We start from the raw sequence: 24797 nt of genomic DNA on the forward strand, positions 1-24797 counted from the left end.
GTTACCACCTCATTGTTGCTGCCTGCATCACGTCGACGTCTCCGAAGTTGCGGTACAGCGCGAGGATGATGCCGATGCCGACCGCGACCTCCGCGGCCGCCAAGGCGATGGCGAACAGCGCGAACGTCTGGCCGGTGAGGTTGCCCCAGTAGAACGAGAAGGCAACCAGATTGATGTTCGCGGCGTTCAGCATCAGCTCGACCGACATCAGGAAGTACAGCGCGTTCCGCCGCGTCAGGATGCCGAAGAGGCCGATACAGAACAGCCCCGACGACAGCAGGAGATAGTACTCGACCGGCACCATCAGCGGTCACCTCCCTCGGAATCGTCGCCGCTGACGGGGCCGTCGACGATGTCGCGGCCGCCGTCGGTCAGCGCCGAGACGATCGTCCCCTCGTCCTCGCGTTTGGCGAGATAGACCGCGCTATCGAGGGCGACATCGAGCGCGATGGCGATGATCAGGAACGCGGCGAGGAAGCCCTCTACGGGGATCTCGCCGAGGCCGATGTCGAACAGCGCGTAGCCGATCGTGTGGACGATCGACTCGCCGGCGGGGAACCCTACGGGGTCGCCGAAGCCGCCGGCCGAGCCGAGGATCACCGCCGCCAGCACGCCGAACAGTGCGACTGCCGCAATGCCGGGGGCTCGTGAGGAGCTGCCCGGTCGGTCGTCGGTCATACGTTGCTCACCTCCGTCTCCGTTTCTCGTCGCGTCAGCATCACGGCGAACGTAATCAGGATGAGAACCCCGCCGACGTAGACGAGGATCTGCATCGCTGCAATGAATTCGGCTTGCAGCAGTACGTAGTGCACCGCGACGCTCAACAGCGCGCCGCCCAGTAGCAACGACGCGTGAAACACGTCGTCGACGAGGACGACACCCATGCTGAAGCCCAACGTGATCAGGGCGAACAGCGCGAACGCGATGGTCTCATAAACCATTGTGTGTGTATCCTTAAGGTATCCCTTTGAAGATTTCGAGACTGATCCGTGAACTCGGGTCGAATATGGCGGCCACTCACTCTCGGGCCGCCAAAACTGTCACCGATGCCGACGGATCGTCCGATCGTTACTGGTAGTCGACTTCGCCGTCACCCTCGCCGATCCACGCCCCACGGTCGGGGTTCCGCGAGTTCAGCGGGTCGATCCCCTTGTACCACGGCACGTTTTTGAGTTGCTCTTTGTTGTAGATGAACTCGTCTTTCGTGTCGGCGGTGAACTCGAAGTTCTGGGTCAGCAGGATGGCGTCGACGGGACAGACCTCCTCGCAGAGTCGGCAGTAGATACACTGGCCGATGTGGAGGTTGTACTGCTCGCCGTTGCGCTGGTCGTCCATCACGATCTGGATCGTATCGTTCGGACAGACGTTCTCGCACTGTCGACACCAGATACAGCGCTCCTGGCTGAACTTGTGGACGCCACGGAACCGCGGGCTCACTTCGGGTGCCGTCTCGGGGTATTTGACGGTGAACGTCTTTCCGTCCAGTGCGTGTTTCATCGTCGTCGCCATGCCTTTGAGAATTCCAATCATTATGCGATCACTCCCACGATGATGGCCGTGAGCACCAGGTTAGCGAAGGACAGCACCAACATTCCTTTCCAACCGATTTCGATCAACTGGTCGATACGCACCCGTGGGATCGCCGAGCGACACCACTGGGTGAACAGGAAGAACGCCCAGATCTTGATGACGAACCAGACGAAGCCCGGCAAGACCGGCCCGGCCGGGCCGCCAAGGAAGATCGTCGCCATGATCGCGCCGCCGAGGAAGACGTGGAGGAACTCCCCGAGGTAGAACAGCACGAAGTACACCGAGGAGTACTCGGTCTGGTAGCCGGCGACGATCTCGGTCGGCGCTTCCGGAATGTCGAAGGGGTTGCGGCCGATCTCGGCCATGTTCGCCACGAGGAACAGCACGAAGGCGAAGGGGTTGACGAAGGCGTACCACGCCGGGATCGAAACCCCCGCGATCGAGATGAGCGTCGACGTCTGTTCGGCGACGATCGTACTCATCTGCAGCGAGCCCGCAAAGACGACCACCGACATCGCGGTGACGATCAGCGGGATCTCGTAGGCGATGTTCTGGGCCACTGCGCGCAGCCCGCCCATCAGCGAGTACTTGTTGTTCGAGGCGTAACCGCCGGTCACGAGCGCGACCGAGGCGATCGAGGCGAACGCGAACACCAGTGCGAGCCCCGCCTCGGGGTCCGCTAACTGGATGCCGCTGCCCATCGGGATCACCGAGAAGCCGAGCAGTGCGGAGGCCGGGAGAATGATCGGTGCGAGGTCATACGAGGGTCGGTCGGCGCCCTCAGGGATGATCAGTTCCTTCGAGAGCAGTCGCACCGAGTCGGCGACGATGATCAGCAGGCCGAACGGCCCGATCCGGTCGACGGCGATCCGGTCGGTAAACGCCGCGGTGATCTTTCGCTTGGCCCACGGGCCGGCGACGCCGGTCATCGCCAGCATGACGTTGCCGACGATGAGCGCGCCGATCAGCCCACCGACGACCTCGCCGGCGATCCCGCCGAGGCCCAGCAGATCGGCGATCCGCTCGGGGAGCATGACCTCCCCCTGGAGTGGGACCGCCATCAGCGATCCACCTCGCCGAGGACGATATCGAGACTGCCGAGGCTGGCGATGGCGTCGGGGACGTACTCGCCGTTCGACATCTCGGGCAGCGTCTGCAGGTTCGAGAAGCACGGACTCCGGATCTTGAAGCGGGCCGGCTTGTCGGTGCCGTCGGCGCGCATGTAGATCCCGAGTTCGCCCTTCGCACCCTCGACCGCGCGGTAGATCTCAGTGTCGTCGTCGGGTTTGATCGTCCGCGGGACGTTCGACTGGATCGTCCGCTCGTCTTCGGGCCAGTCCTCCAAGAGGTCGACACACTGTTCGACGATCCGGGCGGACTGTTCGACCTCACGCATGCGCACGAGGAGGCGGCTGAAGTTGTCACAGCCGTCCTCGGTGACGACGTCCCAATCGAGGTTCTCATAGTAGCCGTAGGGGTCGTCACGGCGGAGATCGTAGTCGATCCCCGAGCCGCGGGCGACTGGGCCGGTCGCGCCGTAGCTCTTGGCGACCTCCGGCGGCAGGACGCCGGTGTCGACCGTCCGCAGCTGGAGGATCTCGTTGGAGGTCATCATGTCGTGGTACTCCTCGAGTGCCGTGGGGAGTTCGTCGAGGAAATCGCGGGTCTTCTCGAAGAACTCCTCGCGGGGTTCGGGGAGGTCCCAGACGACGCCGCCGAGCCGGAAGTAGTTGAACATGAGCCGCTGGCCGGTCAGGTCCTCCAGAATGTTCTGGACCCGTTCGCGGTCGCGGATCGAGTACATGAACAGCGCGGTGAAGTCGCCGTAGATGTCCAGCGCGAACGTCCCCAACGCGAGGAAGTGCGCCGCCATCCGGCAGAGCTCCGCGCCCATGGTGCGGATGACCTGTGCGTATTCGGGCACCTCGATGTCGGCCATGTCCTCCGCGACGCGCGCGTAGGCCCACTCGTTGAGCAGGCCCGCCGAGATGTAGTCCCAGCGGTCGGGGTAGGGCATGATCTGGTAGCGGTAGGTACCGTTCTGACACATCTGCTCCTCACAGCGGTGGAGGTAGCCGATGTCGGGTTCGAGGTCGACGACCTGCTCGCCGTCGAGGACGGTCTTGATGTGGAGCACGCCGTGGGTCGCCGGGTGGTGCGGTCCGATGTTGAGGAACATCGTCTCGGAGTCACCCTCGGCTTCCTGGTCTTCCAACAGCGGGTTGGCGTGCTCGCGTAGCGGAACGACCTGCGGCTGGTCCTGATCGTAGTCCAGTCCCAGCGGGTGGCCTTGCCACGTCTCCGGCAGGAGGATCCGGCGGTGGTCGGGATGCTCGTCGTACTCGATGCCGACCAGATCGTAGGCCTCACGTTCGTGCCAGTCGGCCGTACGGAAGACCTCGTTTGCCGACTGGCTCACGGGCTGTTCCTTGTCGGCGGGGACGACGATCGAGACCTCCTGGGTGCGGTCGGCGTACTTCGTCAGGTGGTAGATCGACTCGTAGCGGTCCTCGTACTCCTGTGCGGTGACACACGAGAGGTGGTCGAAGCCCGCGTCGTCGCGGAGTCGACGCAGCGTCTCGACGACCGTGTCGGGTTTGATGACGAAGCCCGGCGCGTTGAGGTGGTCGTCGCGGCCGATGGCGAGGTCGCCCAGCAGGTCGGCGATCTCTTCGGGGGACTGTTCGACGACGCCGGTGGTATCGGGGAGTTCCACGCTCATGGTGAATCAGCCCAGTTGTACCGCATGACCAGATCCTCGGTGTCGATCTCTTGGGCCAGTTGGTCGACGATCTCGTCGCGTTCGAGGTCGCCGAACTGTTCGAGTTCGTAGGGTTTGACCACCACGGGAGCCGACTCGCCGTTGGCGATCCGCTCCTGCAGTTTGGCGACGCCGTAGACCAGCGCCTCCGGTCGCGGCGGGCAGCCGGGGATGTGGATGTCGACCGGAATGACCTCCTCGGCACCTTTGACAACGTTGTACCCCTCCTGGAAGGGGCCGCCCGAGATCGTACACGAGCCCATGCCGATGACGAACTTGGGTTCGGGCATCTGGTCGTAGACGCGTTTCATCCGCGGGGCGAACTTCGAGACGATCGTCCCGGGGACGATGATCACGTCGGCCTGTCGCGGGGAGGCTCGCGGGACGCCCGCGCCGAAGCGGTCGAGGTCGTGTTTGACCGCGTAGGTGTGCATCATCTCGATGCTGCAGCAGGCGATCCCGAACTGCAGCATGAACATCGACGACCCCCGCACCCAGTTCATGAACTTATCGAACTTGGTGAGGATGAACGGCGAGGAGCCGAACGCCTCCCGAAGCCGGGAGTTGAAGCGGTCGTCTTGGCCCGCGAGTCGCGCGTCGCGGGTTTCTGTAACTACAGCCGAACTGTCGGTGACGAATGGTTGTTGATTGTCGCTGCTCATGTGTTCTGTCGTTCCGTCTTTTGCGTGGCCGCGCGCAGACTCGTGGTCCACTCGACGGCGCCGATACGCCACGCCCATACGAGACCGACGACGAGGATCCCGACGAAGATCAACATCGGGAGCAACGCCTGCGATAGCGGGGTGCCCGCCTCCAGCGCGCTGCGGTACATGACCGCCCACGGGAAGATCATCACCGTCTCGATATCGAAGACGACGAACAGCAGCGCCACCATATAGTACTGGATGTTGAGCTGCACGTGGCCCGAGCCGGTCGGGATCTCACCGCTCTCGTAGGTTGTCGATTTACTTTGTTCGGGAACGGCCGGTCGCAGCAGCGCCGAGACCGCCATCATCGCCAGCGGGATGGCGATCCCGACGAGCGCCAGCGCCCCGATTGCTATCCATGACATTCGTGGTTCTCCGTAACGTGCTGAGATTTGCACCCGCCCCTCATAAGCGTTGATTTTTGACCGGCTGTCTCAGGCAGAACACCCAGCCATACAGCTTCGTTGAACTATCAGTGGTCACAGTTAATTTCCGTCGTTTGATTCGATGGTGCCATCATCGTAACTGACAACTCCTCGTAGGTTGTCGTTACAGTCGACGAAATCGTTTGGATCATGGCTACTGAACCGGAACTAATGGATCAACGCACAGTTGTTGTCGATAAATCGTAACTCATGGCAGATACCGATAGGCAGCCAGCCCTCGCTGGGGGGATCGGAGCCGGTGTCGGCGTTGGCGTTGCAGCCGTCATCGAGCGGTTCTTTACCGTATCGTTTCTCGTGAGCATTCCCACTGCGGCGGCTGCCGGTGGCATCGTCGCGGCGAGCCTGGTGATCGCCATCCGACACAGATTGTGCGAACGCGTCCCCGGACCGGGAGGAACAACTAACAATAAAAAGGGGAATGCGTGTCGGAGGGAGTCGGTCAGCTACTCGTCGCTCTCACCGTCGACCGTCGTGTCGGCAGAGATGTCAGTGGTCACTTCGAAGACCGTCGTCGAGTCCGCAGCGGCCGAATCGAGCGTGGTTTCGACGTCGAAGCTTTCGGTCTCATCGGCCGACAGCACCGTCGGCTCGTCGACCGCGAGGACCGATTCGGCGTCGAGATCGATGTCGGCGATGGCGACTGTCGTTTCGTTCTGTTCGACCCAGACCGAGACGTGATCATCCTCGCCGTTCGGGGCCCAGACTTCGAACTGGACGGGTGTGTCGCCGTCGGCGGCCGCCCGGACGGAGTCGTTGGCCCACGCGAGTTCGCGGGCCGTCTCGACGTCGCCGTCGGTCAGTTCGTCGTCGGGGTCGACCGTGTCGGGCGTATAGTTGGCTGGCTGTGCGACGTCCGCCGACGCTACGGTCGACGGGGCGGTCGGTGCCGCACTGACGCCACCGGCCACGAGGGCCACAAGCGCCAGTGCCGCGAGTGTTGCTGTGGTGTATCGCATAGTCACGGGCCAGTCGGATCGTCGACGCGACCTCTGAGAGTGCGTCGCCGCCCGCGCTGCCCCGACTGTGGCTTGCGTGAAAACCCAGAAGTGTGTTTATTGGTAACTGTTCGGAACGCGTTAGAAACCGGAGCGAAACCGGCCGAACGAGGTCATTCGAGGTGGACGACGTTGCCCATCCCGCGGCGTTTGCGCTCGACCAACTCCTTTTGTTCGAGTTTGTCGAGCGTTCGGCTGACCGTCGCCTTCGAGAGGTCGGTCGACTCGACGAGGTCCCGCTGTGGGAGTTCGCCGTCGGCTTCGACCAGCAACGCGTAGATCGTCTCCTCGTTGTTCCGGAGTCGGTCGACCGCCCGCTCCCAACGGTCCTGCGGGGATGGCTCGGGGTCGTGGGTCGTCCCGTCTGTCGACCCGGTGTCGGATGGGTCGGCGTCGTCGGCCGGGTCGTGGTGGGCGGTCGCATCGCGTCGGGCGGAGGCCGTCGTCGTCGACCCGGCCGAGGCCGTGCCGTCGACCAGCAGCCACGTGCCGCTAGCCCCACAGAGGAGGGCACTGACGACGATCACCGAGACGTCCGCGTAGGTGAAATACTGGCCGACCTGCGTCGCCTCCGCGCCGTTCTCGCCGACCGACACCATCACGGGCGAGGGGGTGATCAACTGGACGGCGAGGACGACCACCGCAGCCACGAACCCGACCGCTGCGACGAGTTGTCGACCCCGAAACCCTCGGCGATCCATACGGCCGGGTATCTAACACCGCGGCTTAACAGTTACCGTTTTTTCGCGTGAAACGGCCGTGAAACGCGTTTACAACCGCTTTGGAACGCGTTTCACCACAGCGTTCATTAGGTCTTTCACGCAATATCGGACCACGATGCGCGAAGCGCTCCGGTTCCGGCTCGGCCTACTGTTCGTGCTCACTATCGTCGGCCTGATAGTGGCCGGAATCGGAACCGGCTTCGGGACGCCAACACCCGACGCAACCGGCGACGACGCCGCGGAGTTCGTCGTCTCCGAGCGGAACGTCACGTTCTCCGATCGTAACCGGACCGTGACCGTGGCCGACGACCTCTCGAACGTCACCACCGTCGAGATCGAGGAGACCGACGCCGGTCGGTTCCACGTCGACGCCGAGCGACGCCAGCCGCTGACCGCCACCGAACGCGAGCGCGCTGTCGACATTGCCCGGGATAACCAAACGGCCAGCGAGCGGGTCGGCGAGTTGGACCGCGTCGAGTTCTCGGTCGACCCGATCTACAAACTCGATACGACCGAAGTCGACCGTAGCGGCAATATCACGTCGGTAAACACCTCCGGCAACGTCTCGGTGTACCGGTTCCAAACCAACAGAGCGGACAGTAAAGAGGGATCGGTCGTCGTCGACCGCGAGGCCGCCTACGTCGAAGGTCGGGCCGACGTCAGGATCAGCGATCCGACCGACGGGGCCGAGGAACAACTAAAGTACTCGGTAACGGTCGACCTGACCAACGAGACGGTGGTCGACGCCACCGACTGGGTGGCGCTCCGGGAGTCCGCGCCGACGATCGCCGAGACGGAAGTCGAGGGTGTCCGGATCAACAACACCGAGTAGGCGGGTGACCGCGTTTGTGGGAACCGTGGTCGACCCTCACTCGTCTCAGGTCGGTGTCGAGACCGATATCGGGGACCGTCGTTCAGCGCCTCGCAAACGGATCATCGGAAACTTAGTAGCCGCACGTTAGTCCCAGAGATAGTTATGAACCGCGCTGTACGGTACGGGGCTGCACTCCTCGTGGCCGGAGCCGTGACCGAGATTACGAGTCTCACCGATCCGTCGACACAGATCCTGATCGGCATCTATGCCGTCACGACCGAAATCCTGATTCGGTATCCAGAACTGGTGTGGGACCGCGAGATGTCGGGTCTCCCATCGGGTGTGTTCGGTGGGGGAGCGACGCTTGGTGGACTCATGCTCTCGCAAGGCTACGGGCCGGAGATCCAGTTCGGGGCCGGGATGCTCGGGGTGGGTCTCGCCATGTTCGGGGTGTCGACTGGCTACTGGCTGGCCGAGAGCTCCGAACCCGCTCCCAGTTCCGCATAACCGCTGTAGACAACGATACGAGAGCGACTACACCGCGACTCTGCTCCACGATCTATCGAGTCCGTCCCGTCGACACGCCGATTTCGACGCTGCCGCTCCAACCCGACCTTCATTCAGGAAAAACCAACACATTAATAATAAAACGAACGTTCGTTCGAGACGCAGATCGGAGAGACACATGACACGAAACACGGACTGTAGAACGCCAACATCGGCGGGAGTCGACCCGCAGTGTGGGGCGTTCGATCACGGACCTGACGACAGACGGACAGCTACTGGCAGCGGCCGGTCGACCAACCAAGCGACGACGGTGACCAGCAATGCCTGTTGAGTTCGCACCCGAACTCGCCTTGCAGGCCTTCGGCGGCTCGTTCGGCGACGTGGCGAGCGTCCTCGGCGAGCCCTCGATCTGGGTCGGCGCGTTCGCGGGCGGCGCCTTCGGCGCGGCCATCGGCGCGCTCCCGGCGTTCGTGCTCACCGGCCTGCTCGTGGTCGCCGGCGCGGCGGCCAACATCGTCGGCGTCGCCCCCGAGGGGTCGGTCGACCTCGTCGGGATCGGCTTCGGCCACGTCTTCGGCCCCCACATCTCCTTCGCGGGTGGGGCCGCAGCCGCCGCCTACGCGGCGAAACAGGGCTACATGGAGTCTGGCTTCGACTACCACAACGCCAAGGACATCGGCTTCGCACTCGGCAACAAACCCGACGTGCTGGCGGTCGGTGGCCTCTTCGGCCTGCTCGGCATCGCCATCGAACAGCTATCGCGGAACCTGCTGATCACGGTCGACCCGATCCCGGTGAGCATCGTGATCAGCGCGTTCGTCCACCGGGCGGTCTTCGGCTACGCGCTGATCGGCAAGCCGCAGGGCAGCGGGCTCCTCGATATGGGCCCCTTCGAGCGCGGCGAGACGGTCGGTGCCGGTGCGGGCGGTGCCAGCGGCGGCGAAAACGGCGGCGAACCGGAAGCCGAGTGGCTCGCGACCGAGCCGTGGCTGCCCCAGCAGTACAAGTGGGCCGAGGTCAGCGCCATCGGCCTCATCGCGGGGCTGGCCTCGGGCTACCTCGCGTTCCGAACCGGGAGCCCGTTTCTCGGCTTCGGGATCAGTGCCGCCTCGTTGCTATTCTTGAACCTCGGCGTCGAGAATTTCCCGGTCACCCACCACATCACGCTGGCGGGGTCGACGGTCTTCCTCGCGGTGACCGCCTCCGGTGAGGCGGCCCTCGCCGGACTCTCGGTGACCGCAGGCCTCCTCATCGCCGGTGGGTTGGGGCTGGTCGCCGCGCTCCTCGGCGAACTGACCCAGCGGATCTTCTACGCCCACGGCCGGACCCACATCGATCCGCCAGCGATGGCGATCGTCGTCTGGTCGTTCGGGATCGGTCTGCTGTACGTCGCTGGTCTCATCCCGACCGGCGTCTGGATCCCCGGGACGGTCTGATCGACCGCCCGACGCTCGTCCCGGGGTCGACCACGGGACGAGTCCGACCGAACAGCCGCCGATCGGCGGCTACCACCACACTCCTTGCTTCTGTCGCCCAGTAATAAGATATATTCCCGCCGGTCGACAACCCTTGTCTATGAGCGAGGAGGCACCGCTCGACGGCGAGCCGGCCGACACCCACGAGGCGATCATGATGGCGACGTTCGCCGCCCTCCAGAAACACGGCTACCCCGGGATCTCGATCCAGCGGATCGCCGACGAGTCGGATCTCACCAAGTCGACGTTCTATCACCATTTCGACGGCAAGGACGACATCCTGCTGTCGTTCGTCCAGTATATGCGGGACTACTTCGAGCGCGGCTACCGCATCGAGTCGACGGGCGATCCGGTCGGCGATCTGGAGGCCTATATCACCGTCTCGCTCGGCGACTATCCAGCCGCCGAGGGGACGCCGACCGCCGGCGAACGGGTCGGCACCTATCTCGCACTCCGCGCGCAGGCGATCCAGAACCCGGCGTTCCGCGAGGAGTTCACCGAGCTATCGGCCGCTCTCGTCGACTATCTCGCGGAGATCGTCCGGGCCGGGATCGATGAGGACGTGTTCGAACCGGTCGACCCCGACCGTACGGCGGAGTTCATCATCACCACGATCGAAGGGATCAACCTCCAGAAAACCACCCGAACCGACGACCCGGGAGCGATGCTCCGGGACGAACTCGAATCCTACCTCCAAAACGAACTGTTGGTCGACAACGTGTCGTTCTGACCCCCGTTAGCCTGTGCCTACTCCTCGCGGTCGCGGAAGCCGTCGATTCCCAGATCGTGGAGATCCTTCGAGACCTCGCCGACGCCGCCCTGCAGCGAGTCGTGGTACTCCACGAGCGCCCCCTCGATCTCCTCGTGTTCCCGCGAGATGATCTGGGCGGCCGACAGCCCGGCGTTGAACGACTTGCCGGCGTCGACCGCCGTGATCGGTGCGCCGGACGGCATGCCGATCACCGAGTCGACGGACTTCTCCTGAACGGGCACCCCGATCACGGGAATCGGGTAGGCGATCGAGGCGGTCATGTTCGGCAGGTCGGCGGACTTGCCGCCCGCGCCCGCGATGATCACGTCGACACCGCGAGCCGCGGCGGTCTCGCCGTAGACGTACATCAGTTCGGGCGTTCGATGCGCCGAGACGACGTAGCTCTCGAAGGTGAATCGGCTCTCCGGTGGGTTCTCGAAATCGGTCTGTTCGGCGAACCCCAGTTCTTCGAGGGCCTCGTAGGCCCCGGCCATCACGTCGAGATCGGAGTCCGAGCCCATGATGATCCCCACGTCGGGCGTCTCGGCTGGGTCGCGGTCCTGTGCGGCTTCGGTTTCGAGTCGGTCGATCAGGTCCTGAACTTCGGGTGCGGTAGTCATTGGCTACTGGTGTGTTGGTAGTGGTAGGAAGTGGTTACTGTGACGGTTCGACGAACGTCAGCCCGTCACGGAGCGATTCGGTACGGTCGAGTAGCGCGTCCCGATCACCCTCCGCGGGGTCGGTGACGGTGATGTGGCCCATCTTGCGGAGCGGTCGAGCCTGTGTTTTGCCGTACCAGTGGAGGTGGGCGTTCGGGTCGTCGAGGATCGTGTCGACGTTGTACAGCGTCGCCTCCTCGGGTTCGTCGACGTCGCCCAGAATATTGGCCGAGACGGTCGGCTCCCGGAGGTCGGTCGGCCCGAGCGGCCAGCCCAAGACGGCCCGGATGTGGTTTTCGAACTGCGAGGTGCGTGCGCCCTCGATTGTCCAGTGGCCGGAGTTGTGCGGCCGAGGGGCGATCTCGTTGACCAGAATCTCCCCGGCTTCGGTCTCGAACAGTTCGATCCCGTAGACGCCCCTGCCGTCGAGCAGTTCGAGAACCTCCGTGGCGACTTCGCGGGCCCGGTTGCGCGTCCCGTCGTCGGTCCGGGCTGGCGAGACGCTAGCTCGCAGGATCTCCTCCTCGTGGATCGTCTCGGTGACGGGGTAGGTCGCTACGTCGTCGACTCCTTTGACGCCGATCACCGAGAGTTCGCGGGCGAAAGGCACGAACGATTCGGCCATCGTGTCGACGCCGAGTTCCGCCAGCGCGTCGGCCGCGTCGTCGGGATCCTGTACGGGCGTGTTGCCGCGGCCATCGTAGCCGCCCTCGCGGGCCTTGAGCATCACGCCGTCGAGTTCCTCTACTGCGAGTTTGAGGTCCTTCTCGCCGCCGATCCCGATGAAATCCGGTACCGGGATGCCGGCGTCGACCAGTGCCTCCTTCTGGACGAGTTTGTCCTGAATCGTCCGGAGGGTGTCGGGATCCGGATTGACCGGGATGTCGTACTCCTCGCTGACGTCGGCGAGCACGTCGGGGTCGGCGAGTTCGATCTCGTAGGTAAGGGCGTCACTAACTTCGGCGAGTTCGCGGATCGCCTCGGGGTCGTCGAAATCGCCGACGATCTGCTCGCGGGCGACCGGCGAGGCGGGGCACTCGGGGGTCGGATCGAGGACGACCAGATCGACGCCGAGCGGCGCGGCGGCCTCGCCGAGCATCCGCCCGAGCTGGCCGCCGCCGACGACGCCGAGCGTCGGACCGGGAAGTGTGACTGTCATACGCGAGGGATTCGGTCGACGGGGCATAAGGATTCTCACCGACGGCGATTAGGTCCGTTTGCTGGCCGTTCCGGCGGCGACCAGCCCGAAGCCGACGAGCATGACGACGACGGTCAGCAGGATCGCGACGGTGTAGCCGTCGGTGTAGGCGACACTCGCCGTGCCGAGCGGCGGCATGAGTAGCGAGCCGAGCCCAGCAGCCACGTTGAATACGCCGATGATGGCGGTATCCTTCTCCGGTGGGTACACCTCCATGAGCACGGGAATATAGAGCGTCGCCGAGCCGCCCAACCCGAGGCCGATCAGGAACACACCACCTACCAGCGCCGACAACTGGGGGACCGTCAGCAGGGCGACCCCCGTCGTGGCACAGCCGAGCGAGCCGAGAAAGGCCCGACGGGAGCCGATCCGGTCGCCGAGATAGCCGCCGCCGATCCGCGAGATGATGCTGACGCCGCCGATAAAACCGAACCCCGTCGACGCCGCGGCCTCGGTCAGCCCGCGGGCCGCAAACAGGTCGACCGCGTAGGCCGCCAGCAGTTGGTACCACGCGAAGGCCATCCCCATCCCGACGAACAACAGCTGAAACGACCGACTCCGGGCCAACCCGGTGACCCAGCCGACGGTCTCACGGGCAGACATCGCCGCGCCGTCGGCCCACGGCGGCCGTCGACAGACGAGCCCGGCCAGCAGAAAGGCGACCGCGGTCACCGACATGATCGCCAGAAACCCCTGACGGACGCCGAAGGCCGCGAAGGCCCGCTGCCACAGCGGCGGGAGGACGAAGAGTCCGAGGCCGTTGCCGACGAAGATCAGCCCCGTGGCAGCCCCGCGGTAGGTCTCGAACCACCGTGGGACGATCGACGCGGTGAGGACGAAGGCCGTCCCCAGCGCGAGGCCGAGGACCGCGAACAGCACCAACAGGCCGGCGTAGGAGCCGACGACGAAGGGGGCGGGCGCGATGAGGCCGGTCGCACCGGCGGCAGCGAGCAGGACACCGCGGGCGGGCAGTCGGACCGATAGCACGCCGATAACACCCGACCCGATGAAGAACGTAAACAGCATCACCGAAAACACGGTCGACAGCGCGACCGGCGAGACATCGAAGGCTTCGCTGAACGGGGCCCGAAAGATCCCGTAGGACAGCGGCGTGCCGAAGGTGAAGACCATCGCTACCGATCCGACGACGGCGACGAACCAACTGTAGGGACTATCCGCGGTCGGACCGGCAGTCACAGTCGACCGCTGGAGGGCTGTCGGGAAAACGTTCGTGTTCCCGCCTGACGCTGGACCGAGTATTTATGTGCCGCCACGCAACGAGCGGTATGGAACCGTCACACGTCCTCGTGCCGCTGGACGGCTCGCCGCTGGCCGACGAGGCGTTACAGCACGCACTCACCGTCTACGACTGTCGGGTAACGGTGCTCAACATCGTCACGCCGCTGGACGCAGGGATGAGCGAGGGCGGCATTCTGGAGCCGGACGAATCGCGGCAGGCCGAGGCCCGCAAGCGCGCCGAGCGACTGATCGAACGCGCCGAATCCGAGGCCGCAGCCGTCGACCGGTCGGTCGATACCGCCGTCGAGACCGGTGATCCCGCCGAAACCATCGTCGAGTACACCGCGTCCCACGACGTCGACCACATCGTCATGGGTGGCCACGGCGGCGAACGCTCGGCCGTCACCAGACGTCTCCTCGGCACTGTGTCGACGGCCGTGCTCGCCGACGCTCCCGTCGCGGTCACTGTCATCCGATAGCCCTCGGCCGTCCGGTCACGACCCGAGCGAGCCGTCGACTACTGGACACCGAGCAACGTCGACAGCCCGCGGTAGAGCCCGAAGCCGATGGCGATCGAACCGACGAGCGTAATCACCCAGAAGCCGAGCGTGACACCGATCTTCCGGCGGGAGACACCAGCCGAACCGGCGGCGAGCCCGCCGCCGATCACGCCCGAGATGATGATGTTGTTGAACGAGATCGGGATCCCGAGGGTGATCGCCAGTTGGGCGATAATAAAGCCCGGGACAAGCGCCGCGATCGACCGCCGGAGGCCGAGTTGGGCGTACTCCCGCGAGGTGGCCTGCAGGAGTCGGGGCGCACCCATCCACGCGCCCGCGAGAATACCGGTCGCCCCGATGGCGAGCAGGACGATTCCGGGGAGGCCGAGTTCGACGCCGTAGAGGTTTTCGAGGGGGCCGGTAGCGAGGCCGACCTGACTCCCACCGCTGGAGAAGGCGACGACGCTCCCGAGGGCGACCAGCAGGGTCCGGACGCCCGCCTCAACCGATCTTTGGGTCCGTCGACGGATCGCCCGAAACCCGAGAGCCGCAAAGGCGAGCGTGACGAGGCCGACGGCGATGTCGACGCCGAAGACGGAGGGGTCACCAACGAGTCGGGCGAGGGCCTCGGCGACCGACCCCTGCGCGCGGTCGGGATGCGGGATGATACCGAGCCGGACGTTGGCGAGGATACCAGCGACGATCGCCGCCAGAAGCGGGATCGAGACCGTTTCGGGAACGTCCTCGCGACGGAGCAGTTTCGCGGTGACGTAGGCGAGCCCGCCGGAGGTCGGCGGGACCAAGAGCCAGAAGGTGCCGATCCGCTGGTAGGTCTCGAACGCCGGGTCACCACCCAGCGAGAGGCCGACGCCGACCATCGCGCCGGTGGTGGCGAACGCCGCCGGAACGGGGTAGCCGCTGTAGACGCCGAACGACATGAATCCCGCCGCCACCAGCAGTCCGGCGGCCGCCGCCAGCGGCGTGATCGCCACGCCGTCGATCAGGTTCGCCCCGACCGTCTCGGAGATCGCCCCACCCTGTGTGAGTGCGCCGGCGGCTGCGAGAATGCCGATCAGGAACGCCGCGCGCATCGTCGAGACGGCGTTCGCACCGATCGCGGGGGCGAACGGCGGCGAGTTGCTGTTGGCGCCCAGCGACCACGCCATGAAGATCGAGCTACCGGTCGCAAACGCCACGAGGATCCAGAAGACGACAGTCATGGAGAGGGTCCTGTGATAGTTGCTTACTGGTAGGAGGAGACATATAGTTGTGTGTGCTCGGAGCGTCGGACGACCCGCGAACGGTAGTTCTTTTGCCGAACCCGCCAACGTCCGGCTATGACCGCAGTCGGACTAGTGGTGGCCCAATTCAACAGTTCGGTCACCGACGAGATGCAGGCCGCCGCCGAGGCGGCCGCCGCCGAGCGGGACGTGGAGATCGCCGAGATCCTCGAAGTGCCGGGCGCCTACGACTCGCCGCTGGCCGCCGACCGACTCGCCCGGCGCGAGGACGTCGACGCCGTCGCCGTCATCGGCGCGATCGTCACCGGCGACACCGACCACGACCGAGTGATCGCCGACGCCGCCGCCCGAGCCCTAACCGACGTGAGCCTCGATCGGGATACGCCCGTCGCCTTCGGCGTCAGCGGGCCGGGGATGAGCGGGGCGGAGGCCCGCGAGCGGGTCGAGAAAGGAGCGGAAGCGGTAAACGCCGCGGTGGATATGGTAGGGGTAGGACAATGAACATGGAGTTTGCGGACCGGGTCGGCCGGGTCGAACCGAGCGCGACGCTGGCGATCAGCAACCTATCGAGCGAACTGGAGGCCGAGGGGATCGACGTCGTCGACCTCTCGGTCGGCGAACCCGACTTCCCAACCCCACAGAACATCATTGAGGCTGGGCAGGAAGCGATGGAAAACGGCCACACCGGCTACACCTCCTCGAACGGGATTCTGGAGCTTCGGGAGGCACTCGCCGAGAAGCTGACAGGACAGGGACTCGACGCCTCGGCCGACGAGATCATCGTTACGCCGGGCGGCAAACAGGGTTTGTATGAGGCGATCAACACACTGATCGACGACGGCGACGAGGTCGTGTTGCTGGATCCGGCGTGGGTCTCCTACGAGGCGATGGTCAAACTGTCGGGCGGCTCGCTCAACCGGGTCGACCTCTCGCCGTACGGCTTCCAACTCGAACCGGGACTGGACGACCTCGCCGAGGCCGTCTCCGACGAGACCGAACTGCTGGTCGTCAACTCGCCGTCGAACCCCACGGGCGCGGTCTACTCGGATGCGGCCCTCGAAGGCGTCCGCGACCTCGCAGTCGAACACGACTTCGCCGTGATCTCCGACGAGATCTACGAGCGTATTACGTACGGCGTCGAGCCGACCTCGCTGGGGTCACTCGACGGGATGGAAGACCGCACGATCACGCTGAACGGCTTCTCGAAGGCCTTCTCGATGACCGGCTGGCGGCTCGGCTACATCCACGCCCCGCAGGATCTGATCGACGAGGCGAGCAAACTCCACTCGCATTCGGTCTCCTGTGCGGTGAACTTCGTCCAGCGCGCCGGCCTCGAAGCGCTCTCGGAACGCACCGACGACGCCGTCGAAGAGATGCGCGAAGCCTTCCGCGAGCGCCGGGATATGCTGGCGGATCTGTTCGCCGAACACGACGTCGACGTACCCGTCGGTGACGGCGCGTTCTACATGATGATCCCGGTCGACGACGACGATCAGGAATGGTGTGAGGGCGCGATTCAGGAAGCCCACGTCGCCACCGTGCCCGGAAGCGCCTTCGGCGCGCCGGGCTACGCCCGCATCTCGTATGCGGCCAGCGAAGAGCGGCTTCGGGAAGCGGTCGACCGGTTGGTCGAACACGACTACCTGTAACCCGGACAGCACCGCTGGCAGTCGTTTTTACCATAACGGACAACTGCTCTGCGGCCGCTACAGTGACGTATGGACGATCTCGAAGACATCGTGGAGGCCGTCGTCGACATCGAGGATATCGTCGAGGAGGTGGCCGAACCCGCGGAGTTGATTGAGGACTTCGTCACATCCCCGGTGCTGATCGCTCTGGCACTCGGGGCGGCCATAGCTGCTGTCGTCACGGCCCTGCTGGTGTTCGCGACGATCCTGTTTCTGGTGTTCGCCGGGCCGGTGTTGGTCGTTGGGTTTCTCGCAGTCGTCTTCCTGGTTCTGACACTCCTCGCCGTGGCCGGCTTCGTCTACGTTCGGACCGACATCCCGGCGGACGTCCAACGGAAGATCGACAGCGCCCTAGAACGATCCGGCGACAGGTCGCAATCGGACGCCGAAATGACCGAACAAGAGGCGATCGAGGCGCTCAAAACCCGGTACGCCACCGGTGAACTCGACGAAGACGAACTGAAACGCGGCCTCGAAGACGTCCTGACGAGCGACCGCCCCGAGCGGGTCGTCGACCGAGCCCGGTCGAAGTAGACACCGGCGACGGCTCGTCGAGTCACTGCGCCAGAGGTCGACTATTCGAGTTCGTCGGGCCGGGTGCCGAGGGTGACCTCGACGGTCCGTTCCTCGCCGTTGCGTATGATCCGCACCGCAATCGTGTCGCCGGGGCGGGTGTGGAGGGCGAGATAGCTCCCGAGATCCTCGTTGGTGAGGAGTTCGGCGTCGTCGATCGCCAACATGACGTCGCCGCCGACGGGGTACCGCACCTCGTCGACCACAGCCGACGCCTCGCTGGGTTGGAGGACACCCTCGGAGGGGCCGCCGTCGACGACGTTGCTGACCAGCAGGCCCCGCGGTTCGGCGAGATCGTTAGCCGCTGCGACATCGGGAGTGACGTTGGTAAAGGAGACGCCCATGTAGCTGTGTTCGTAGCTCCCAGTCTCGATGAGTTCGGGGACGACCCGCTGGGCGAGGCGGGCCGAGACGCCGAAGCCGAGATTGTCGCCACCGCCGGAGTTGATGACCGCGACCACCTCGCCGTCCAGCGACATCAACGGCCCGCCGCTGTTGCCGGGGTTGACCGCGGCGTCGGTCTGGATGGCGTCGGGGATGGTAAACCCGGTCGGCGCGGGGATCGACCGGTCGACGCCGCTGACGATGCCGGCAGTAATAGAGCCGTCGAAGTTGAAGGGGTTGCCGATAGCGACCACGTCCTGACCGGTGGCGGCCCCCTCCGCGGCGAACGACAGCGGGGTCGCCGAGTCGGGGACCGACTCGATGGCGATGGCCGCCAGATCGCTGTGGGGGTCGCTGCCGACGACCTCGCCGGTGGTCCACCGCCCCTCGGAAAACCGGATCGCCGTCGACTCGGCCTCACCGACGACGTGGGCGTTGGTGACCGCGTGGGTGTCGTCGATCATGAAGCCGGTGCCCTCACCGCTGTCGGTCTGGACCAACAGGACCGACTCGATGGCCTCGCGGTAGACGCGGGCTTCGGGATCGTCGGTCGCGGCGGCGGTATCGGCGTCCTCGGTATCGTCGACCGGCTCGGCTGTCGGTGGACTACCGGCACAGCCGGCGAGACCGGCGAGAACCGCACTCCCGCCGAGCGTAAGCACGCGTCGTCGGCTCGGATCCGCATCGCTCATACTACCTAGGTGTCGGCGGACCGGACGGTGAATATCTTCCGTTGTCGAGGAGCTACGCGATCTCGATGCCGACCTCGGCCCGACCGGTCAGCGAGCCCAGCAGGCTGTTGTCGTAGCTGAACAGGAACGGCGAGCCGACCGCGGCCAGCCCCGCCCGGTCGACCCCCTCAAGCAGCCGTCGTTTGGCCCGGCCGACCCGATCGGTCGGCGGGTAGCGCGGCACCGACCGAACGGCCACGGTCCGGGGGGTTTCGACGGTGAGCAGCACCGCCCGGTCGGTCGGCTCGGGGGCGGCCTCGGGACTGTACCCCGGCGGGAGGTAGCTCCCGACCCGGACCGGCGCGGTCGACGCCTCGGTGCCGGTCGGAGTCGGGGCTTCGAGCGGCCCGATCCGGGTCCGTAGCGGCGTCGTCGCCGGAAGCTCCGCACCGACTCGGTTGGCACCGGCGGCGTACTCCCGGAGCCGACGTCGGGCGATGGCCTCGCTCGCGGCGACGGTCTCGGCGACGACGACCGTGGGATACCGCCTGATCTCGACGCCGTCGACGAGCCGGCGGACCTCGTAGTCGACCGACTCGGTGGCCCGCGAACGGTAGTAACGCCAGCCCGCCAGCGCGGCCAGCCCGCTCACAACCCCGGTGACGAACGTCGTTGCCCGATCCATACTCACCGAATCGGGCGGGTGTATAAAACACACTCGCCGCGTCAGACGCCGTCGTCGACCGATTCGGCGGTCGACTCGTCGACGGAGTCGATCCGGGGTTCGGCCGACGCCGGGCGGTCGTAGGCTCCGGCCTTGCGGAGTCGACCCGCCTTCGCCAACACGGCGGGCGTCCGACAGACCCCCGGTTCGCCCGCAGCCTGCGGGACGGTGCAGTTGTTGCAGTTCTCACAGACGACCGCCACCTCGGGATCGGCCTCCAGCAGCCGCGCCGGAAGCCGCGGCTCGGCGTAGAAGGGCCGGCCCAGCCCGACCAGATCGCAGTCGGAGCCGAGCAACTCGTCGATCTGCCCCCGCGTCCGGATGCCGCCCTCGGCGAGCACCGGCACGTCGACGCGCTCGCGGACGCGCCGACACAGCCCGCTGTTCCACGCCGGTTCGAACTCGTAGAGCCGGGAATCGAGCCACGTGGCCGCCGCCGCGAGCCGCCGTCGCAGCGGCCCGCCGAAGGCCGCGTCGTACCCAGCGGTGAACCGCTCGTCGCGCCACGCCCGGCCGGGGAACGCGCCTTTGATGATACTCATATCCCAGATCACCGAGCCAGTAACGGGCACGATCGCGTCGAAGCCGGCGGCGTCGAGGCGCTCGCAGAGTGCTACCGTATCGGCTTCGGTGAGACGGGGGCCGATCCCCCGAGGAGTGGCGGAGTCGGCCGGCACCTTCGTCATCAACGGGACATCGCCACACCGCTGGCGGATCTCGGCGGCGAGGAGTTCCAGAAACCGACCCCCGTCGCCGAACTCGTCGTCCCGGCGATTGTAAAAGGGCGAGCAGAACTGGTGGACGATCCCCATGTTCGCGCCCGCGATGTGAACGATATCGTAGCCCGCGTCGGTGGCCCACTTCGCCGACCGGCCGAAGTCCGCCGCCAGTTCGTACACCTCGTCGGTCGACAGGACGTGGGGGTCGTAGGAGAGCAGTCCCAGTCGATCGGCCAACCGGAGGGGCCACGGCGGCCGGGAGACCGCGAGCTGCTGGCGGTCGGGGTGGTCGCGCCGGGAGCCGCGGTGCCACGTCTCCAGACTCCGGAGACCGCCGTGTTCGAGTTGGATCGCGATGGCTGCGCCGTGGGCGTGGATCGCGTCGGTGAGCCGCGAGAGTTCGTCGACGAAGGCGGGATCGTCGACGTAAGTCATGTTCGGGGCGGCACAGCCGCCGGGGCCCCGGACGATCGTCGCACCCTGACAGACGAGGCCGGCTCCGGCCGCGGCGGCCGGTTCGAGGTCGGCGATCAGCGTGTCGACCGCAGCGGGGCCGTTGCCGGCACACTCCAACAGTGGCGCGCGGTAGAGGCGGTTGCGGAGCGCGCAGCCGCCGATGTCGACGGGGGTTTCCAGCGAGGGGGCCATCCGAGAGGACTGTTGGGCGTCGACGGGCTTGACGGGTTCGGCCGTGTGGGTCGACACGGACAGCCGGGCCGGAGGGCCCCCAGTCGGCGATCCGTTGCGATAGGCTCAACAGTCCGCAGCGGTAGGACTCATGTATACGCTATGGCCAGCCATCAGGACGGAACAGCCACCGGCTGCCACGATAGAGCGGTCAGCAGACGCCGACCAGTACGGGCCGCGGGGAAGCAATGAACCGGCGGCTCGGCCTCGCGGTGGGGCTGGTGGCGCTGCTGGCGGTGAGCGCCGGCTGTCTGGGATACATCACCGGCGGCGGCGAGATCTCCGACGAACGGCTCGACCGCGAGCCGGCCGAACCCTACGACTGGGAGACCGACCGTGACGGTCGACTGACCCTCCATACCGCCGACGAAGTCCAAGCCGTCTACCGGGTAAACGCGAGCCAAGAGCTCCGACTCTACACGCCCGCGGGCCTCGGCCGGGAGGAACCCCTCGAGATCTCGGCGGTGCGGTTCCGGTATGCCGACAACGGGACGGTGATCACCGGCACCGAGATCCGCGAGCACGGCGGCGAGATCGACCAGACGACCGACGAGGTCGACCTGACGGTGCCGGACGCCGAGGGGCAACTCGCCGTCTCGGCCCCGGTAACCCCCCGGCGGCTCACGCTACCGGTCTACGTCGAGGGCTCCTACGAGGTCGTGTTGCCGCCGGACTACCGGATGGACTTCTTCCTGTTTAGCAACGCCGCCCCCCGCGGCGCGGAAACCGAAGTGGTCGACAACCGGGTCCACGTCCGGTGGGACGAGGTGACCAACGGGCCGATTCTCGTCCAGTACTACCTCGAACGGGATCTCTACGTCTTCGGCGGCGCGGTCGTGCTGCTGTCGGTGATCGCGGCCGGCGGGCTCTACTACTACCGCCGGCAGATCGACCGCCTCCACGACGTTCGGGTCCGAATGGGGCTCGACACCGAGGAGGACGACGAGGAACGATGAACGTCGCTATCGTCACCGTCGGCGACGAACTGCTGGCCGGTCGGACGACCGACACCAACGCGACGTGGCTCGCCGAGCGGCTCACCGCCCGCGGCTGTACGGTCGACCGGATCACCACCCTCCCCGACCGGATCGACGCTATCGCCCGCGTCGTCAACGAGTACCACGCCGAATACGACGCAGTGATCGTCACCGGCGGGCTAGGGCCGACCCCCGACGACATGACGATGGCCGGCGTCGCCGCCGCGGTCGGCCGGGAGACGACCCACCACGAGGCGGCCCACGAGTGGCTCACCGAACAGGGTGGCTACGCAGCCGACGAGCTAGCGGCGGGAACCGCTGACCTCCCGGAAGGGGCGCGCATGCTCCCCAACGAGGTCGGCGTGGCTCCCGGAGCCGTCGTCGACTCGATCTACGTGCTGCCCGGCGTGCCAGCCGAGATGAAGGCGATGTTCGAGTCGGTCGACGAGGAGTTTTCCGGGGCGGAGATCCACACCGAGACAGTCGTCACCGACGAGCCCGAAAGCGCGCTCGTCGACCGGCTCGAAGCCGTCCGCGATGAGTTCGACGTCAGCGTCGGCTCGTATCCCGGCGAGTCGGTCCGGGTGACGTTTAGCGGCACCGACCGGGCGGCCGTCGACCGGGCCGCCGAGTGGTTCGCCGACCGCGTCGACACTGGCGAGTAGCGATCCGGCGAGTAACGGTTCGGCGAGAAACGGTCCGGCGAGTGAGCGGCCCTCTATCCCCACGTCCACCGGGCGTCGAGAACGTAGCGGTAGAGCCCGCTGAGCAGGATCGCTACTGCGTTGGCCAGCAGGTACTGAACCCCGAGCCACTGGACGAACACGAACAAGATCCCGAGTTGGATCGGGATCGCGGTCCCCCGGACCAAGTTCGTCTTCAGTAGCCCGACGGTGTACTCGACGAGCCCGGTGTTCTGCATCCGCTCGAAGGTCCAGGCGTTGTTGAGCACATACGAGAGGACGATCGTGATCTCGATGGCGATCGTCGCGCCAATGAGATAGTTTATTCCCGCGATGTCGACGAACAGCCACAGCAGTCCGAGCTGGATGCCCGCGGTGAAGATCCCAACGGCGACGAACCGCCGGAGGCGACGGGCCAGCGGCCCCTCAACGAGCTGGCGGAGGAACGCTCTGAGCACTATTTGTAGCCGAGGGCTTCGAGTCTGGCGTCGAGATCGTCGTCGACGCCAGCGGGCTCGGCCGTGCCGTCCTGTCGGGCGAGCAGCCGGGCGTGTTCGCGGGCGATCGGGGCGAATCGGGCGGCCACACGGTCGGCCTCGGGGGTCGGATTGGCGGCGAGGTCGGTCTGCTCGTTGGGATCCTCGCGGCGGTCATAGAGCTCGTGGTGCCCGTCGTCGACGTAGTGGACGTAGGTCCAATCGCGGTCCCGAACGCTCACCAGCAGTTCGCCGTCATCGAGCGACCGCGGGATCGGCTGGCTGGTCACTGTCTCGCCGCGGACGGTCACCGAGACGACCGGCTCGTCGGCCGGCTCGTTGCCGGTCCGGACCGCTGGCGCGACCGACTCGCCGCACCACTCGTCGGCCGGGTCGACATCCAGCAGGTCGGCGACCGTCGGCGGGATCACGTCAAGGCCGACCTGTCGCTCGACGCGCCGGGAATCCGCACCGGGAACGTCGACGAGCAGCGGCACCCGGATCAACTCGTCGTACAGTTTGGGGTAGTGGGCCAGATGGCCGTGGTCCTGGAACTCCTCGCCGTGGTCACCAGCGACGACGACGGCAGTGTCGTCGGCGTGGTCGGCCGACTCCAGAGTCCCGAGGAGCCGGCCGATGCTGGCGTCGACCTGCCTGACGGCGGCCTGATACAGCATCCGGAGGTCCTGTAAGGTCCGGTCGCCGACCTCACGGCCGAGGCCGGTTCGGGTGTGGGCCCGCAGCATCCGGTGGGTACCGAGACGGCCGGCAGACACCTCGCGGATGTACCGCGGGGCCGGCACGTACGGTGTGTGGGCGTCCATGTAGTGAACCCACAGGAAGAACGGTTCGTCGGCGGTCTCGATAAAGTCGGTGGCCGCCGCCTCGACATCGAGCATCCTGGAGGTATCGAGGAACTGCTGGCCGGTGTCGCCGTCCCGCCAGGCGGCCAGCCGGCGGAACGGCGAGCCGAGCAGTTGGATCCACGCCTCGACGGTGGGGTGGGTGGCGAGATACCGGCTGTAGAGCCCCGAGCCGACGCTGGCGACGAACGGTTCGAAGCTGTCGAACCCCTCGTCGTATCCCCAGTGGGCGGTCAGAAAGCCGTTGGCGGCGTTGAAGCCGCCGGTCGAGATGCCAGCCGCCGAAAGGGTCTCGGCGAGCGTCGGCGCGGCGTCGACGCCGATCGCCCCCGAATCGGCGAAAACGGGCCGGGAGGCCAGCATCGACGGGAACGAAAACGGCGTCCAGTTGCCCGTGGCGAAGGCCCGCTCGAAGACCGTCCCGCGGTCGGCCAGCGACGCCAGCTCAGGGGTGTGGCGCTGGGCGTCGTAGGGACTGATCGCGTCGGCCCGCAGGGAGTCGACGGTGAGCAAGACGACGTTCGAGACCCGAGGTGTCGGCATCCGATCGACCCCGTTATACCGGGACGGCCGGATTCCGGCCAGCCCGCCCGTTCGTCGCCCGCCCGCAGTCGATCCCGAATTCGCGCCGGTATCGCCCGGAGACAAATAAATACATCACAAGCTACAAAACAGATAGTAGTGATATGATTTGATGATTTCGGTTGCGCCATCGTGACGGCATCCGGCAGTAGACGGGCGCTTGCGGCTGTACAGGGACTCAACGGCGAAAATCAGTCGACAGGTGAGCAACCGAAAAGTGAGCGA

At 66.0% G+C, this 24797-nt stretch carries 30 protein-coding genes; 10 read left to right on the forward strand and 20 right to left on the reverse strand.

All coding sequences use genetic code 11. From position 1 onward, the window contains the following. Nucleotide 1: 1 nt before the first annotated feature. The 11 genes from nuoK to NKJ34_RS11680 form a co-directional block, all read right to left on the reverse strand. Nucleotides 2-304 carry an NADH-quinone oxidoreductase subunit NuoK gene (gene nuoK, locus NKJ34_RS11630; RefSeq protein WP_253738469.1) on the reverse strand — a complete coding sequence of 101 codons (303 nt, stop codon included), beginning with the start codon at nucleotides 302-304 and terminating at the stop codon, nucleotides 2-4. Then, nucleotides 304-678 (reverse strand): hypothetical protein, encoded by a 375-nt coding sequence (locus NKJ34_RS11635; protein WP_253738470.1) that lies wholly within the window; start codon nucleotides 676-678, stop codon nucleotides 304-306. The genes nuoK and NKJ34_RS11635 overlap by 1 nt, the downstream gene beginning before the upstream one ends. Next, on the reverse strand, nucleotides 675-941 hold the full coding sequence (locus tag NKJ34_RS11640) for an NADH-quinone oxidoreductase subunit J (RefSeq protein ID WP_253738471.1): 267 nt from the start codon (nucleotides 939-941) through the stop codon (nucleotides 675-677). The genes NKJ34_RS11635 and NKJ34_RS11640 overlap by 4 nt, the downstream gene beginning before the upstream one ends. Before the next feature lie 127 nt (nucleotides 942-1068). Further along, a complete protein-coding gene (locus NKJ34_RS11645; RefSeq protein WP_253738472.1) occupies nucleotides 1069-1530 on the reverse strand; it encodes a NuoI/complex I 23 kDa subunit family protein in 462 nt (153 codons plus the stop codon). Beyond that, the gene (locus tag NKJ34_RS11650; protein ID WP_253738473.1) at nucleotides 1530-2591 is read right to left on the reverse strand and encodes a complex I subunit 1/NuoH family protein; all 1062 of its coding nucleotides are present in this window, start codon (nucleotides 2589-2591) and stop codon (nucleotides 1530-1532) included. Before NKJ34_RS11650 ends, NKJ34_RS11645 begins: the two co-directional genes overlap by 1 nt. Then, nucleotides 2591-4252: an NADH-quinone oxidoreductase subunit D gene (locus tag NKJ34_RS11655; protein WP_253738474.1), complete on the reverse strand. Its 1662-nt coding sequence runs from the start codon at nucleotides 4250-4252 to the stop codon at nucleotides 2591-2593. Before NKJ34_RS11655 ends, NKJ34_RS11650 begins: the two co-directional genes overlap by 1 nt. Further along, nucleotides 4249-4953 carry an NADH-quinone oxidoreductase subunit B gene (locus tag NKJ34_RS11660; protein WP_253738475.1) on the reverse strand — a complete coding sequence of 235 codons (705 nt, stop codon included), beginning with the start codon at nucleotides 4951-4953 and terminating at the stop codon, nucleotides 4249-4251. The genes NKJ34_RS11655 and NKJ34_RS11660 overlap by 4 nt, the downstream gene beginning before the upstream one ends. Then, nucleotides 4950-5363, reverse strand: a complete 414-nt coding sequence (locus NKJ34_RS11665) for an NADH-quinone oxidoreductase subunit A (protein ID WP_253738476.1) — start codon at nucleotides 5361-5363, stop codon at nucleotides 4950-4952. The genes NKJ34_RS11660 and NKJ34_RS11665 overlap by 4 nt, the downstream gene beginning before the upstream one ends. Before the next feature lie 228 nt (nucleotides 5364-5591). After that, nucleotides 5592-5807 carry a hypothetical protein gene (locus NKJ34_RS11670; protein WP_253738477.1) on the reverse strand — a complete coding sequence of 72 codons (216 nt, stop codon included), beginning with the start codon at nucleotides 5805-5807 and terminating at the stop codon, nucleotides 5592-5594. A gap of 80 nt (nucleotides 5808-5887) precedes the next feature. Further along, on the reverse strand, nucleotides 5888-6400 hold the full coding sequence (locus NKJ34_RS11675) for a hypothetical protein (RefSeq protein WP_253738478.1): 513 nt from the start codon (nucleotides 6398-6400) through the stop codon (nucleotides 5888-5890). A 152-nt stretch (nucleotides 6401-6552) separates the two neighbouring features. Continuing rightward, nucleotides 6553-7140, reverse strand: a complete 588-nt coding sequence (locus tag NKJ34_RS11680) for a helix-turn-helix transcriptional regulator (protein ID WP_253738479.1) — start codon at nucleotides 7138-7140, stop codon at nucleotides 6553-6555. A gap of 136 nt (nucleotides 7141-7276) precedes the next feature. Between NKJ34_RS11680 and NKJ34_RS11685 the strand changes: the two genes are divergently transcribed. From NKJ34_RS11685 to NKJ34_RS11700, 4 genes are all read left to right on the forward strand, one after another. After that, a complete protein-coding gene (locus NKJ34_RS11685) occupies nucleotides 7277-7993 on the forward strand; it encodes a hypothetical protein (RefSeq protein ID WP_253738480.1) in 717 nt (238 codons plus the stop codon). Between the two features lie 144 nt (nucleotides 7994-8137). After that, nucleotides 8138-8482, forward strand: coding sequence for a hypothetical protein (locus tag NKJ34_RS11690; protein ID WP_253738481.1), 345 nt, complete (start codon nucleotides 8138-8140; stop codon nucleotides 8480-8482). Between the two features lie 320 nt (nucleotides 8483-8802). Then, nucleotides 8803-9918, forward strand: coding sequence for a DUF7973 family transport facilitator (locus NKJ34_RS11695; RefSeq protein WP_253738482.1), 1116 nt, complete (start codon nucleotides 8803-8805; stop codon nucleotides 9916-9918). Nucleotides 9919-10057: 139 nt separating this feature from the next. Further along, nucleotides 10058-10687 carry a TetR/AcrR family transcriptional regulator gene (locus tag NKJ34_RS11700; protein ID WP_253738483.1) on the forward strand — a complete coding sequence of 210 codons (630 nt, stop codon included), beginning with the start codon at nucleotides 10058-10060 and terminating at the stop codon, nucleotides 10685-10687. A gap of 17 nt (nucleotides 10688-10704) precedes the next feature. Here NKJ34_RS11700 and purE read toward each other — a convergent pair whose 3' ends face one another. Genes purE through NKJ34_RS11715 form a run of 3 tightly spaced genes read right to left on the reverse strand, consistent with a single transcriptional unit; the run spans nucleotide 10705 to nucleotide 13696 of the window. Continuing rightward, on the reverse strand, nucleotides 10705-11328 hold the full coding sequence (purE, locus tag NKJ34_RS11705) for a 5-(carboxyamino)imidazole ribonucleotide mutase (RefSeq protein WP_253738484.1): 624 nt from the start codon (nucleotides 11326-11328) through the stop codon (nucleotides 10705-10707). Between the two features lie 34 nt (nucleotides 11329-11362). After that, nucleotides 11363-12526, reverse strand: coding sequence for a 5-(carboxyamino)imidazole ribonucleotide synthase (locus NKJ34_RS11710; protein ID WP_253738485.1), 1164 nt, complete (start codon nucleotides 12524-12526; stop codon nucleotides 11363-11365). Between the two features lie 48 nt (nucleotides 12527-12574). After that, nucleotides 12575-13696 carry an MFS transporter gene (locus NKJ34_RS11715; RefSeq protein WP_256488735.1) on the reverse strand — a complete coding sequence of 374 codons (1122 nt, stop codon included), beginning with the start codon at nucleotides 13694-13696 and terminating at the stop codon, nucleotides 12575-12577. Between the two features lie 155 nt (nucleotides 13697-13851). Here NKJ34_RS11715 and NKJ34_RS11720 point away from each other — a divergent pair, with 155 nt between their 5' ends. Then, nucleotides 13852-14283, forward strand: coding sequence for a universal stress protein (locus NKJ34_RS11720; protein ID WP_253738487.1), 432 nt, complete (start codon nucleotides 13852-13854; stop codon nucleotides 14281-14283). A gap of 38 nt (nucleotides 14284-14321) precedes the next feature. Here NKJ34_RS11720 and NKJ34_RS11725 read toward each other — a convergent pair whose 3' ends face one another. Next, on the reverse strand, nucleotides 14322-15524 hold the full coding sequence (locus tag NKJ34_RS11725) for an inorganic phosphate transporter (protein WP_253738488.1): 1203 nt from the start codon (nucleotides 15522-15524) through the stop codon (nucleotides 14322-14324). Between the two features lie 117 nt (nucleotides 15525-15641). On the opposite strand from NKJ34_RS11725, the gene ribH reads away from it, so the two are divergent. The 3 genes from ribH to NKJ34_RS11740 all read left to right on the forward strand — a co-directional run bounded on the left by ribH (nucleotide 15642) and on the right by NKJ34_RS11740 (nucleotide 17767). Continuing rightward, a complete protein-coding gene (gene ribH / locus NKJ34_RS11730) occupies nucleotides 15642-16046 on the forward strand; it encodes a 6,7-dimethyl-8-ribityllumazine synthase (protein WP_253738489.1) in 405 nt (134 codons plus the stop codon). Beyond that, a complete protein-coding gene (locus tag NKJ34_RS11735) occupies nucleotides 16043-17194 on the forward strand; it encodes a pyridoxal phosphate-dependent aminotransferase (protein ID WP_253738490.1) in 1152 nt (383 codons plus the stop codon). Before ribH ends, NKJ34_RS11735 begins: the two co-directional genes overlap by 4 nt. Before the next feature lie 69 nt (nucleotides 17195-17263). Then, nucleotides 17264-17767: an SHOCT domain-containing protein gene (locus NKJ34_RS11740; RefSeq protein WP_253738491.1), complete on the forward strand. Its 504-nt coding sequence runs from the start codon at nucleotides 17264-17266 to the stop codon at nucleotides 17765-17767. 41 nt (nucleotides 17768-17808) lie between these two features. Here the strand turns inward: NKJ34_RS11740 and NKJ34_RS11745 are convergent, their stop codons facing one another. Genes NKJ34_RS11745 through NKJ34_RS11755 form a run of 3 tightly spaced genes read right to left on the reverse strand, consistent with a single transcriptional unit; the run spans nucleotide 17809 to nucleotide 20952 of the window. After that, nucleotides 17809-18882: a S1C family serine protease gene (locus NKJ34_RS11745; protein ID WP_253738492.1), complete on the reverse strand. Its 1074-nt coding sequence runs from the start codon at nucleotides 18880-18882 to the stop codon at nucleotides 17809-17811. 52 nt (nucleotides 18883-18934) lie between these two features. Then, nucleotides 18935-19546, reverse strand: coding sequence for an SOUL family heme-binding protein (locus NKJ34_RS11750; protein ID WP_253738493.1), 612 nt, complete (start codon nucleotides 19544-19546; stop codon nucleotides 18935-18937). 41 nt (nucleotides 19547-19587) lie between these two features. Further along, the gene (locus NKJ34_RS11755; protein ID WP_253738586.1) at nucleotides 19588-20952 is read right to left on the reverse strand and encodes an oxidoreductase; all 1365 of its coding nucleotides are present in this window, start codon (nucleotides 20950-20952) and stop codon (nucleotides 19588-19590) included. A 227-nt stretch (nucleotides 20953-21179) separates the two neighbouring features. On the opposite strand from NKJ34_RS11755, the gene NKJ34_RS11760 reads away from it, so the two are divergent. Both NKJ34_RS11760 and NKJ34_RS11765 read left to right on the forward strand, forming a co-directional pair. After that, entirely contained in the window at nucleotides 21180-21947 is a 768-nt protein-coding gene (locus NKJ34_RS11760) for a DUF5803 family protein (RefSeq protein WP_253738494.1), read from the forward strand. Beyond that, nucleotides 21944-22633 (forward strand): competence/damage-inducible protein A, encoded by a 690-nt coding sequence (locus tag NKJ34_RS11765; protein WP_253738495.1) that lies wholly within the window; start codon nucleotides 21944-21946, stop codon nucleotides 22631-22633. Before NKJ34_RS11760 ends, NKJ34_RS11765 begins: the two co-directional genes overlap by 4 nt. Before the next feature lie 53 nt (nucleotides 22634-22686). Here the strand turns inward: NKJ34_RS11765 and NKJ34_RS11770 are convergent, their stop codons facing one another. Both NKJ34_RS11770 and NKJ34_RS11775 read right to left on the reverse strand, forming a co-directional pair. Further along, complete coding sequence (locus NKJ34_RS11770) at nucleotides 22687-23109, reverse strand: GtrA family protein (RefSeq protein ID WP_253738496.1); 423 nt, start codon at nucleotides 23107-23109, stop codon at nucleotides 22687-22689. Continuing rightward, nucleotides 23109-24533 (reverse strand): sulfatase family protein, encoded by a 1425-nt coding sequence (locus tag NKJ34_RS11775; RefSeq protein ID WP_253738497.1) that lies wholly within the window; start codon nucleotides 24531-24533, stop codon nucleotides 23109-23111. The genes NKJ34_RS11770 and NKJ34_RS11775 overlap by 1 nt, the downstream gene beginning before the upstream one ends. Between the last annotated feature and the right edge of the window lie 264 nt (nucleotides 24534-24797).

This window comes from Halohasta salina, assembly GCF_024178165.1.
Lineage (GTDB): Archaea > Halobacteriota > Halobacteria > Halobacteriales > Haloferacaceae > Halohasta > Halohasta salina.